This window comes from Streptomyces sp. NPDC127068 (assembly GCF_042724695.1).
In the GTDB taxonomy this organism is placed as follows: Bacteria; Actinomycetota; Actinomycetes; order Streptomycetales; family Streptomycetaceae; genus Streptomyces.
This window is the reverse complement of sequence record NZ_JBHXEN010000070.1, coordinates 25,911-37,528: the sequence shown is the minus strand read 5'-3', so window position 1 is coordinate 37,528 and position 11,618 is coordinate 25,911. Positions and strand designations below refer to the sequence as shown.

Sequence of the window (11,618 nt, the reverse complement as noted above, 5' to 3'; positions counted from 1 at the left end):
GCATCCGACCGGCCCGCCCCCGCCCCGACGAACGCCCCGGCCGCCCCCTTCAGCGGGGGCGCCCGGCGCCTTCGTGCGTGCGGTGGGTGCCGTGCGGCGAAACAGGCCCCCGTACCGAGCCCCAACTCGGTACGGGGGTCTGGCTCAGTGGGTGGTGGTCAGCGCCTCGGCGGCGGCCGTTCCACAGACCCGGGCGGCACCGTGCGTGGCGACGTACAGCGAGCCGACGGGCGTCGACTGCGGCACGCCCATCTCCACCACGACCGTGTCCGGTCGGGCGGCGACCAGGGTCGCGACGGCGTCCCGCATCCACGGGTGGCGGTGGGCGTCCCGGACCACGGCGACGATCCGCCGGTCCCCGGCCGCCTTCAGCGCCGCCTCGCCGGACGCGTCACCGGTGAAGCCCTCGCCCTCGGTGCCGGGCAGCAGCGCCCGGAGTTCGGCGGCGACGCCCCACGGGGTCTCGTCCCCGACGGCGATGTTGGCCTCCGGGGTGAAGGTGGCCACGAACGGCGTGCCCGTCACGGGTCCGGAGTAGCCGTCCCCGCGGGTCACCTGGAGCGCGCGGCGCGCGGCGACCAGACCGACGTCGGCCTTGACACCCGCGCCCTGCACCTCGGTGGTGCGCGTCCAGGCGGCCAGCGCCCGGACCCGGGCCGCCGCGTCGGCGAGCCGCTCTTCGGCGAGGTCACCGGTGCGCACGGCGGAGACGAGTGCGTCCCGCAGGCGCAGGACGGTGTCCTCGTCGTTCAGTCCGCCGCCGACGCAGATCGCGTCCGCGCCCGCCGCGATGGCGAGCACGCTGCCGCGCTCGATGCCGTACGTGCCGGCGATGGCCTGCATCTCCATGCCGTCGGTGACGATCAGGCCGTCGTAACCGAGTTCCTCGCGCAGCAGGCCCGTCAGGATGCGGCGGGACAGCGTGGCGGGGCGCTCGGCGTCCAGCGCGGGGACCAGGATGTGGGCGCTCATCACCGACCGGGAACCGGCCGCGATGGCCGCCAGGAACGGTGCGAGGTCCCGGGCGCGCAGGGTCTCCAGGTCCACGTCGATGCGGGGCAGCGCGTGGTGCGAGTCGACCGCGGTGTCACCGTGGCCGGGGAAGTGCTTGGTGCACGCGGCGACCCCGGCGGACTGGAGCCCCTCGACGTACGCGGCGGTGTGCCGCGCCACCAGGTCGGTGCCGGCGCCGAAGGAACGGACGCCGATGACCGGGTTGTCGGGGTTGGCGTTGACGTCCGCGGACGGCGCCCAGTTGAGGTTGACCCCGCACTCGGCGAGGCGGCGGCCCAGTTCGTGGGCGACCGCGCGGGTGAGGTCGACGTCGTCGACCGCGCCGAGTGCGTGGTTGCCCGGGAAGGACGAACCGTCGCGCACTTCGAGGCGGGTGACGTCGCCGCCCTCCTCGTCGATGGCGACCAGCACGTCGCCCCGCTCGGCGCGCAACTGTGCGGTCAGCGCGGCGAGTTGTTCGGGCGTGTGGATGTTCCGGCCGAACAGTCCTACGGAGGCGAGCCCTTCGCCGAGCCTGCGCAGCAGCCAGTCGGGTGCACTGGTGCCGTCGAAGCCGGGCTGGAGGACGGTGAGTGCGTCCTTGGTGAGGGTGTCGGTGGTGGCGAGTGTCGTCATCGGATGGCTATCCCTTCACTGCGCCTTCGGTGAGGCCGCTGACGGCCTTGCGCTGGAGGTAGACGAAGAGGACGAGAACCGGGATGGCGAAGATGCTGGAGGCCGCCATGGTGGCGCCCCAGTCGTCCCCGAAGACGGTCCGGAAGCTGGAGAGCCAGATCGGGAGCGTCTGTGATTCGAGGTCCTTGTTGAGGATCAGGACCATCGCGAACTCGTTCCAGGCCGTGATGAATCCGAACAGCGAGGTGGCCATCAGACCCGGCGCCAACAGCGGGAAGATGACCTTCACGAACGCCTGCGGCCGGGTGCAGCCGTCGACCATGGCGGACTCCTCCAGCTCCTTCGGCACGGCGGCGACGTAGCCGCGCAGCGTCAGGATGGTGAAGGGCAGCACCATGACCATGTAGAAGATGGTCAGCGGGACGAGGCTGTTCAGCATCTCCGCGTCGCGCACGATCATGTAGACCGCGATGACCATGACCTCCCAGGGCGCCATCTGCGCGATCATGACCGCGAGGATGAAGCCGCGCCGGCCCTTGAACCGCATCCGGGCGAGCGCGAAGGAGGCGAAGAGCGCGATGAGGAGGGAGAGCACGACCGCGAGGGTCGTCACCGTGAGCGAGTTGCGGACCAGGGTCCAGAACCCTTCGGCGTCCGACGCGGTCTTGAAGTGCTCGAACGTCGGGCTGGTCGGGAACCAGACCGGCGTGTCCGTGACGATGTCACTGGACTTCTTGAACGCCGTGGCGAACATCCAGTAGACGGGGAACGCGAAGACGACGAAGAGGACGATCGACGTTGCGTTGGGCCAGAACCTGGCCAGGAAGGAGCGCTTCACAGCTCGTCCTCCTCTTGCTTGATCACCGTGCGCAGGTAGTAGCTGGTCATGCCGAGCAGGACCAGGATGGTGAGGATCGAGATCGCCGCACCCATGCCGAAGTGCTGGTTGCCGAAGCCCTCGATGTAGGCGTAGACGGGCAGCGTCTCGGTGAGCCGGTCCGGCTTGCCCTGGTTGATGGCGAAGACCTGGGCGAAGGACTTGAACACCCAGATGACTTCGAGGAAGAGCGTGGCCCACAGGAAGGGCTTCAGGAACGGGAAGGTCACCGTCCGGAAGATCTTCAAGGAGTCGGCACCGTCCAGCGCCGCGGCCTCGTACAGCTCCCGCGGGATGGTGGTGGTGGCCGCGTAGAGGTTGATCGCCACGAAGGGGATCGACTGCCAGACGATCAGCAGGGTCACCACGGCGAAGGTGGAGAACTGGGTGCCGAGCCAGTTGTGGTCGGCCATGTCTTCGAAGCCGAGCTGGACGAAGACGTAGTTGACCACGCCGAAGCGCTGGGCGAACAGCCACTGGAAGACCGTGGTGGCCGCGATGATCGGCATCGCCCAGGCGAGCACCAGGCCGAGCAGCAGGGTGATCCGCATCCGCTTGCCGAGGCGGGCGAGCAGCAGACCGATCAGGGTGCCGAGCACCATGATCAGGACGACGTTGACCGCGGTGAAGACGAACGAGCGGACGACGACCCGCCAGAACTCCTCGTTGGTCAGCGTCTCCTTGTAGTTCTCGATCCCGTTCCACTCGGTGAGGTGGAGGATCAGCTGCTTGGGGTTGAGGTTCTGGAACGACAGCATGCCGTTCTTCACCAACGGCCAGCCGAGCAGCACGATGGTGACGACCGTCGCCGGCAGCAGCAGCAGGTAAGGGGTGAACGAACCGCGTCCGCCTGGCCGTCTCTGGCCGCCTCCGCCGTTCTTGGTGGCGCTCCCCGCGCCGCGAGGCGGTGGAGCCTCGCCCTTCTGGACGCCGGACACCCCGCCCGCGTCCGCTTGTTCCGTCTGCACTGACATCGTCGCCGTCTCTTCCGTGGCTGTACGTTTCGATGCGGGTGCTCACCCCGCCCTCGGGGGCGCACACCGGTGCGCCCGGGGGCGGCGGGCCGGTCTTTCCTCAGGTCACCTCAGGGGTGTCCTTCTGGCTCCGGACCCGCCGCACCCGGGGCGCGGGGGGTGAGTCAGTTCTTCTTGGCGAGACGCTCGTTGATCTCCTTGTCGGCGTCCTTCGCGGCGTCGGCGTGCGACTTACCGTTGAGGACGGCCGTCATGTAGTCCTTGATCGGGTTCGGGACGTTCTCGACCGCGGCCCACTCGGGGATCAACGGGGTGGTGCCACCGAACGCGGCGGCCGGGGCGGCGGCGTCGAGGCCGGCGTTGCTGCCCTTGACCTTGGGCAGGAGCGACGCCTTGTTCGGCGTGAAGCCCATCTGCTTGGAGAAGGAGATCTGGTGCTCGTCGGCCAGCGCGATCTTCAGGAACTCCTTGGCGAGGTCCTGGTTCTTGCTGCGCAGCGGCACGGCGAGGTTGGAGCCGCCCAGGAAGACGCTCTCGGGCTTCTCGGCGGTCTCACCCGGGATGGTGAAGTAGCCGATGTCCTGCTCGATCTTCGGGTTGGCCTTGACGGCGATGGTCGCCTCGGAGGCGTTGCCGATGAAGGCGGCCGTCTTGCCGGCGGCGAAGACGTCGGCCTGCTGCGGGGTGGCCTCGTCCTTGTCCTTGGGGGCCTTGGAGTAGGAGGCGTACTTCTTGTACAGCTCCATCGCCTCGCCGACCTTCGGGTCGGACAGGTTGGAGACGTACTTGTCGCCTTCCTTCTTCACCAGGTCGGCGCCCTTGCCGATGATCAGGCCGTCGAGGAAGTACCAGTTCTGACCCGCCATGTACAGCGGCTCGGCCTTGGTCTTCTCCTTGATGGTGTCGAGCGCCTTGAAGAATTCGTCACGCGTCTTCGGCGTGTCCTTCAGACCGGCCTCGGCCCAGATCTTCTTGTTGTAGAGGACGACGCGGTTGGCGAAGTACCACGGCACCGCGTACTGCTTGTCGTTGTAGATCGAGGACTTGTTGAGGGCCTCGGTCCACTCGCCGCCGATCTCGCTCTTGAGGTCGCCCAGCTCGGCAAGGCCCTCGGTCGACGCGTACGCCGGGGTCTGGGTGTTGCCGATCTCGATGACGTCCGGAGGAGTGGACTCGGAGAGCGCGGTGGTGATCTTCTGCTGGATGCCGTTCCAGACCTGGGATTCCCACTTGATCTTCGAGCCGGTCTTCTTCTCGAAGGCGTCCCCCACGGCCTTCTTCCACGGGTCCGGCGTCGAGCCGTCCATGGACCAGACGACCAGGGTCTTCCCCTTGGTGGAGCCCCCCTCGTCCTTCTTGTCGTCGCTGCCGCACGCCGCGACCGAGAACACCATGCCCGCGACACCGATCGCCGCAATGAGCTTGCGCTTCACGTCACCCTCCTCAGGATGCATACCCCCCACACCCACAGCGAATGACTACAGCGAGAAACTGAAGTTCGTGGGACTGGGACCTGGCCTTTAATGGTGTAGACCAGTACCGGGAGCTTGGCCTAGACCTTTAGGGGTGTCAAGGGTGTATAAGAAGGGCTGTCACGTCCGTTATCGGACCGACACCTGAGGGGGCTCGGCTCACTCCGGGCACGCCGTGCCACGATGTGAGCCGCTACAGACGGAGGAGCCGGTGGCGGCAGCAGCACGAGAGCCGGAAAGGCGGACGATGGCCAGCGAGGTTACCCGGATGGGTACGTCCGCGACGACGGAGACGGCGACCCCAGGTCGTACCGCACGCGTGCCAAAGTACTACCGGTTGAAGAAGCATCTGCTCGACATGACAGAAACGCTGACACCGGGAAGCCCGGTCCCACCGGAACGGACACTCGCGGCAGAGTTCGACACCTCACGGACCACGGTACGCCAGGCGCTCCAGGAACTGGTGGTCGAGGGGCGCCTGGAACGCATCCAGGGCAAGGGCACGTTCGTCGCCAAGCCCAAGGTCTCCCAGGCCCTCCAGCTCACCTCGTACACCGAGGACATGCGGGCCCAGGGCCTGGAGCCAACCTCCCAGCTGCTCGACATCGGGTACATCACCGCCGATGACACGCTCGCGGGCCTGCTGGACATCACCACCGGCGGCCGGGTGCTGCGGATCGAGCGGCTGCGCCTGGCGAGCGGCGAACCCATGGCGATCGAGACCACCCACCTGTCGGCCAAGCGCTTCCCCGCGCTGCGCCGGTCCCTGGTGAAGTACACCTCCCTCTACACCGCGCTCGCCGAGGTCTACGGGGTGCGCCTCGCGGAGGCCGAGGAGACCATCGAGACCTCCCTCGCCACCCCGCGCGAGGCCGGGTTGCTCAGCACCGACGTGGGCCTGCCGATGCTGATGCTGTCCCGCCACTCCCTGGACGGCGAGGGCCACCCGGTGGAGTGGGTGCGCTCGGTGTACCGGGGCGACCGCTACAAGTTCGTGGCCCGACTCAAGCGCCCGCAGGACTGATCCGCCCCCCGGCGGGCCGCACGCCCGGGCCCGCCGGGGACCCCGAACGACCCCCGCACGGCGGACGGACGCCGCACCCCGGCCGGGGGCGACACCCGTCCCCCTGCTGCCCCAGGGGCCCCGAACCCGCCACCTGGACGGGCACCCGGCGAATGGCGTAGACCGGCCACCGACCTCCCCTGCGGAGCCGAACCACCCCGAGTTGTCTGGACCTTTGTCGCCACCGCCAGACCGGGCCGCAGGGCCCGCCGGACGTCACCCACCGTGACGGCGACCCCACCGCCGGCGGCTCGCACCGCCCGCCGCCGAAGGCCGCCGAAGGCCCCTCGGCGGGGCGCCGCGAGACGCCCGCACACCCGGCGCCGGGCACCGTCCGGACGCCCCTCCCAGCCCCCGTCACACCCCGCGAACACCCCTCGACTGCGGTCGGCCCGGGGTGCGTTCACGGTCGCCGCGGAGCGCCCGGCGCCCCGCACCGCCAAGGTGCCGCGCGCCACACAGACACAACATGTGGGCTCCGTATCGAGGGCCAACACAAGATGTATGCTCATGCTCGCCGCCACCACAGGGGAATCCGGTGCGAATCCGGAACTGTCCCGCAACGGTGTGATCGGTGTGCTTTCGCACACCCACGAGTCCGATGACCTGATGGTGGCGCACCCGTTCCGACCGGTCCGGGTGGAGATGAGACGTCCGGGCCTCGTGGACTGGGTTGGTGGACGCGGCGTACCGCCTTCGGGCGGCACGCCCGCGTGCCCGCTGCCCACCTCCCCGCCAGGCCCGTGCCCAGCGAGGGAGAGCTTCACGTGACCATCGCGCCAGCCGATCCGGCGTCAGTCGTCGATCAGGCTCCTGCGACCGAGCCGGCCGAACCGGCCGAGGCCCGGGGCCCGGGATCCGAGCGGACCGACGGCCCCGGGGCCGCGTTGCTGCGGACCCTGACCGACCTCACCGCCGACCTCACCGACGCCGACCCCGGCCGGGTCGCCGCGGCGGCGCTGCGCGGCCGGTCCGCCCACGCCGACGAGGCCGAGCTGCGCGAACTCGCCACCGAGGCCGCGGCCGGCCTCATCTCCGAGGACCCGGCGTACTCCCGCCTCGCCGCCCGTCTCCTCACGGTCACGATCACCGCCGAAGCTGCCTCGCAGGGCGTGCGCACCTTCTCCGAGTCGGTCGCCACCGGGCACCGCGAAGGGCTGATCGCCGACCGCACCGCCGCCTTCGTCACCCGGCACGCCGAGCGCCTGGACGCGCTGATCGACCGCACCGCCGACGACCGGTTCGGGTACTTCGGCCTGCGCACCCTGCACAGCCGCTACCTGTTGCGCCACCCGCTCACCCGCAAGGTCGTGGAGACCCCGCAGCACTTCCTGCTGCGCGTCGCCTCCGGTCTCGCCGAGGACGACAGCAACCGCGCGGTGGACGAGGTCGCCTCGCTGTACGGCCTGATGAGCCGGCTCGACTACCTGCCCTCCTCGCCGACCCTGTTCAACTCCGGCACCCGGCACCCGCAGATGTCGTCCTGCTACCTGCTGGACTCCCCCAAGGACGAGCTGGACTCCATCTACGACCGGTACCACCAGGTCGCGCGGTTGTCGAAGCACGCGGGCGGCATCGGTCTTTCGTACTCCCGCATCCGTTCCCGCGGCTCCCTGATCCGCGGCACCAACGGCCACTCCAACGGCATCGTCCCCTTCCTGAAGACGCTCGACGCCTCCGTGGCCGCCGTCAACCAGGGCGGGCGCCGCAAGGGCGCGGCGGCCGTCTACCTGGAGACCTGGCACTCCGACATCGAGGAGTTCCTGGAGCTGCGGGACAACACCGGTGAGGACGCCCGGCGCACCCACAACCTGAACCTCGCGCACTGGGTGCCCGACGAGTTCATGCGCCGGGTCGCCGAGGACGGCGTCTGGTCGCTGTTCTCCCCGTCGGACGTGCCCGAGCTGGTCGACCTGTGGGGCGACGCGTTCGACACCGCGTACCGTGCGGCCGAGGCCGCCGGGCTCGCCCGCAAGACCATCCCGGCGCGCGACCTGTACGGGCGCATGATGCGGACGCTGGCGCAGACCGGCAACGGCTGGATGACGTTCAAGGACGCCGCCAACCGCACCGCCAACCAGACCGCGGAGCCCGGCCACACCGTCCACTCCTCCAACCTCTGCACGGAGATCCTGGAGGTCACGGACGACGGCGAGACGGCCGTGTGCAACCTGGGTTCGGTGAACCTCGGCGCGTTCGTCACCGGGGTGCGCACGCCCGGCGCGGACCCCGCCGACGCCATCGACTGGGACCGGCTGGACGCCGCCGTCCGCACCGCGGTGACGTTCCTCGACCGCGTCGTGGACATCAACTTCTACCCGACCGAGCAGGCCGGCCGCTCCAACTCCCGCTGGCGTCCGGTGGGTCTGGGCGCCATGGGCCTCCAGGACGTGTTCTTCCAGCTACGGCTGCCCTTCGACTCCGCCGAGGCCCGCGCGCTGTCCACCCGGATCGCCGAGCGCATCATGCTGATCGCGTACGAGGCGTCCGCCGACCTCGCCGAGCGGTCCGGCCCGTTCCCGGCGTGGGACAAGACCCGCACCGCCCGGGGCGTGCTCCACCCCGACCACTACGGGGTGGAACTGCACTGGGCCGAGCGGTGGGCGGCGCTGCGCGAGCGGATCGCCGTCACCGGGATGCGCAACTCGCTGCTGCTGGCCATCGCGCCGACCGCGACCATCGCGTCCATCGCCGGGGTCTACGAGTGCATCGAGCCCCAGGTGTCCAACCTGTTCAAGCGCGAAACGCTCAGCGGTGAGTTCCTCCAGGTCAACTCGTACCTGGTGCGGGACCTCAAGGAACTGGGCGTGTGGGACGCCCGGACCCGCGAGGCGCTGCGCGAGTCCAGCGGGTCGGTGCAGGACTTCCCGTGGATCCCCGAGGAGGTGCGGGCGCTGTACCGCACCGCGTGGGAGATCCCGCAGCGCGGCCTGATCGACATGGCCGCCGACCGCACCCCGTTCCTGGACCAGTCGCAGTCGCTGAACCTGTTCCTGGAGACGCCGACCATCGGCAAGCTCAGCTCGATGTACGCGTACGCGTGGAAGTCGGGCCTGAAGACCACCTACTACCTGCGGTCGCGTCCGGCGACCCGGATCGCCCGCGCGGCCGGTTCGTCCACCGCCGAGCGTCCCGCCCCCACCCCGATCCCCGTGCAGCAGGCCGCGCCCGACGCGGACGCCGTCGCCTGCTCCCTGGAGAACCCCGAGTCCTGCGAGGCATGCCAGTAATGACCGTCCCCACCCAGGCCACCCGAGGCGGCCGTGCCCAGAACCTGCTGGACCCGGGCTTCGAGCTGACGCTGCGGCCCATGCGCTACCCGGACTTCTACGAGCGCTACCGCGACGCCATCAAGAACACCTGGACCGTCGAGGAGGTGGACCTCCACTCGGACGTCGCCGACCTCGCGAAGCTGTCGCCGGGCGAGCAGCACATGATCGGGCGGCTGGTGGCCTTCTTCGCCACCGGCGACTCGATCGTCGCCAACAACCTCGTCCTCACCCTGTACAAGCACATCAACTCCCCGGAGGCGCGGCTGTACCTGTCGCGCCAGCTCTTCGAGGAGGCCGTGCACGTCCAGTTCTATCTGACGCTGCTCGACACGTACCTGCCCGACCCGGACGACCGGGCCGCCGCGTTCGCCGCCGTCGAGAACATCCCCTCCATCCGCGAGAAGGCAGAGTTCTGCTTCAAGTGGATGGACTCGGTGGAGAAGCTGGACCAGCTGGAGAGCCAGTCGGACCGCCGGCGGTTCCTGCTGAACCTGATCTGCTTCGCCGCCTGCATCGAGGGCCTGTTCTTCTACGGGGCGTTCGCCTACGTGTACTGGCTCCGCTCACGCGGTCTGCTGCACGGGCTCGCGACCGGCACCAACTGGGTGTTCCGCGACGAGACGATGCACATGAGCTTCGCCTTCGAGGTGGTCGACACGGTCCGCAAGGAGGAGCCGGAGCTGTTCGACGACGCGCTCCAGCAGCAGGTCACCGACATGCTGCGGGAGGCCGTGGAGGCCGAGCTCCAGTTCGCCCGCGACCTGTGCGGCGAGGGCCTGCCCGGGATGAACACCGAGTCGATGCGGCAGTACCTGGAGTGCGTGGCCGACCAGCGCCTCCAGCGCCTCGGCTTCGCGCCGGTGTACGGCTCCGAGAACCCGTTCGCGTTCATGGAGCTCCAGGGCGTCCAGGAGCTGACCAACTTCTTCGAGCGCCGTCCCTCCGCCTACCAGGTGGCGGTGGAGGGCTCGGTCGGCTTCGACGACGACTTCTAGTCGTCCGGCGGTCCTAGGCCACGAGGTCCAGGGAACGGCCCGGTGCCCCTTCGGGGCGGCCGGGCCGTTCCTCGTCCCCGGCCCCTCTCTCGGCGGCCCGCAGCTCCCGGTCGATACGGCGTTCGTGCAGGTAACCGGGGAGGGAGGGGGCGAGGAGAAGGGCGAGGACGAACGCGACGGTCAGGTAGTTCAGCAGGGTGTCCATGCCTTCACTGTCCCGCTCCGGCCGTCAGCGCGTCAGTGGCAGAAGTGCCATGCGCCCTCGACTTCCTGCCACCCCGCGCGCACACTGACCGCATGCTGAACAATGTGGCCGCGGTGCTCCTCGACGGGGTGCACCCCTTCGAACTGGGCGTGGTCTGCGAGGTGTTCGGCCTCGACCGCAGCGATCAGGGGCTGCCCGTCTACGACTTCGCGGTGGTCTCCGGCGAGGGTCCGGTGCTGACCACCCACGCGGGCTTCTCGCTCCGGGTGGAACACGGCCTCGAACGGCTGGAGGAGGCCGACCTCATCGCGATCCCGGCCGGCGAACAGTACGGCAGCAGGGAGTTCCCCGAGCCGCTGCTCGACGCGCTGCGGCGGGCCACCGAGCGCGGCACCCGGGTGCTGTCGGTGTGTTCCGGCGTCTTCGTGCTCGGCGCGGCCGGGCTCCTCGACGACCGGCGCTGCGCGGCGCACTGGCGGCAGGCCGACGAACTCGCCGTCCGCTTCCCCCGCGCCCGGGTGGAGCGGGACGTGCTGTACGTGGACGAGAACCCGGTGATCACCTCGGCGGGTTCCGCCGCCGGCATCGACTCCTGTCTGCACATCGTCCGGCAGGAGCACGGCTCCGAGGTCGCCAACGCCATCGCCCGTCGGATGGTGGTGCCGCCGCACCGGGACGGCGGACAGGCCCAGTACGTCAAGCGGCCGATGCCCACCGCCCGGGGCGACACGGTCGGCGAGGTGCTGGTGTGGATGGGCCGCAACCTGGACCGGACGGTGACCGTCGAGGAGTTGGCCGACCGGGCCCACATGTCCGCGCGGACGTTCGCCCGGCGGTTCCGCCAGGAGACGGGCACCACCCCGTACCGCTGGCTGCTGCAACAACGGGTCTTGCTGGCACAGGAGTTGCTGGAGGGGACCGACGAGACGGTCGACTCGATCGCCGGCCGCGCCGGCTTCGGGAACGCGGCCACGCTGCGTCACCACTTCCTCCGGGTGTTGGGCACCACCCCCCACGCCTACCGCCGCACCTTCCGCGGCCCCGTCCCCCTGGAGACCACGGGCTGACCCCGGGCCCCGGTGGCCGGCCCTGTCGGGGCCGGCCACCGGCCACTCACTCCCGGGCCACCGG

The 11,618-nt window shown here is 69.8% G+C and carries 9 protein-coding genes and 1 riboswitch; of the genes, 4 read left to right on the top strand and 5 right to left on the bottom strand.

Translation table 11 applies throughout. The features are described 5' to 3' along the window. Positions 1 to 144: 144 nt before the first annotated feature. The 4 genes from ACFWIA_RS31595 to ACFWIA_RS31580 all read right to left on the bottom strand — a co-directional run bounded on the left by ACFWIA_RS31595 (position 145) and on the right by ACFWIA_RS31580 (position 4,913). On the bottom strand, positions 145 to 1,629 hold the full coding sequence (locus ACFWIA_RS31595; RefSeq protein WP_387010678.1) for a glycoside hydrolase family 3 protein: 1,485 nt from the start codon (positions 1,627 to 1,629) through the stop codon (positions 145 to 147). Between the two features lie 7 nt (positions 1,630 to 1,636). Beyond that, on the bottom strand, positions 1,637 to 2,467 hold the full coding sequence (locus ACFWIA_RS31590; protein ID WP_385491835.1) for a carbohydrate ABC transporter permease: 831 nt from the start codon (positions 2,465 to 2,467) through the stop codon (positions 1,637 to 1,639). Then, positions 2,464 to 3,480: a carbohydrate ABC transporter permease gene (locus ACFWIA_RS31585; RefSeq protein WP_387010677.1), complete on the bottom strand. Its 1,017-nt coding sequence runs from the start codon at positions 3,478 to 3,480 to the stop codon at positions 2,464 to 2,466. Before ACFWIA_RS31585 ends, ACFWIA_RS31590 begins: the two co-directional genes overlap by 4 nt. A 164-nt stretch (positions 3,481 to 3,644) precedes the next feature. After that, positions 3,645 to 4,913, bottom strand: a complete 1,269-nt coding sequence (locus ACFWIA_RS31580) for an extracellular solute-binding protein (RefSeq protein ID WP_387010676.1) — start codon at positions 4,911 to 4,913, stop codon at positions 3,645 to 3,647. A gap of 307 nt (positions 4,914 to 5,220) precedes the next feature. Here ACFWIA_RS31580 and ACFWIA_RS31575 point away from each other — a divergent pair, with 307 nt between their 5' ends. From ACFWIA_RS31575 to ACFWIA_RS31565, 3 genes are all read left to right on the top strand, one after another. After that, positions 5,221 to 5,976, top strand: a complete 756-nt coding sequence (locus ACFWIA_RS31575) for a GntR family transcriptional regulator (protein ID WP_387010681.1) — start codon at positions 5,221 to 5,223, stop codon at positions 5,974 to 5,976. A 568-nt stretch (positions 5,977 to 6,544) separates the two neighbouring features. Further along, a riboswitch (cobalamin riboswitch) is annotated at positions 6,545 to 6,622 on the top strand. Between the two features lie 160 nt (positions 6,623 to 6,782). Beyond that, positions 6,783 to 9,245: a ribonucleoside-diphosphate reductase subunit alpha gene (locus ACFWIA_RS31570; RefSeq protein ID WP_387010675.1), complete on the top strand. Its 2,463-nt coding sequence runs from the start codon at positions 6,783 to 6,785 to the stop codon at positions 9,243 to 9,245. Further along, a complete protein-coding gene (locus tag ACFWIA_RS31565; protein ID WP_387010680.1) occupies positions 9,245 to 10,282 on the top strand; it encodes a ribonucleotide-diphosphate reductase subunit beta in 1,038 nt (345 codons plus the stop codon). The genes ACFWIA_RS31570 and ACFWIA_RS31565 overlap by 1 nt, the downstream gene beginning before the upstream one ends. Positions 10,283 to 10,295: 13 nt before the next feature. Here the strand turns inward: ACFWIA_RS31565 and ACFWIA_RS31560 are convergent, their stop codons facing one another. Next, positions 10,296 to 10,487 carry a hypothetical protein gene (locus ACFWIA_RS31560; RefSeq protein WP_387010674.1) on the bottom strand — a complete coding sequence of 64 codons (192 nt, stop codon included), beginning with the start codon at positions 10,485 to 10,487 and terminating at the stop codon, positions 10,296 to 10,298. 92 nt (positions 10,488 to 10,579) lie between these two features. Here ACFWIA_RS31560 and ACFWIA_RS31555 point away from each other — a divergent pair, with 92 nt between their 5' ends. Then, the gene (locus ACFWIA_RS31555; protein WP_387010673.1) at positions 10,580 to 11,554 is read left to right on the top strand and encodes a helix-turn-helix domain-containing protein; all 975 of its coding nucleotides are present in this window, start codon (positions 10,580 to 10,582) and stop codon (positions 11,552 to 11,554) included. Positions 11,555 to 11,618 lie beyond the last annotated feature (64 nt).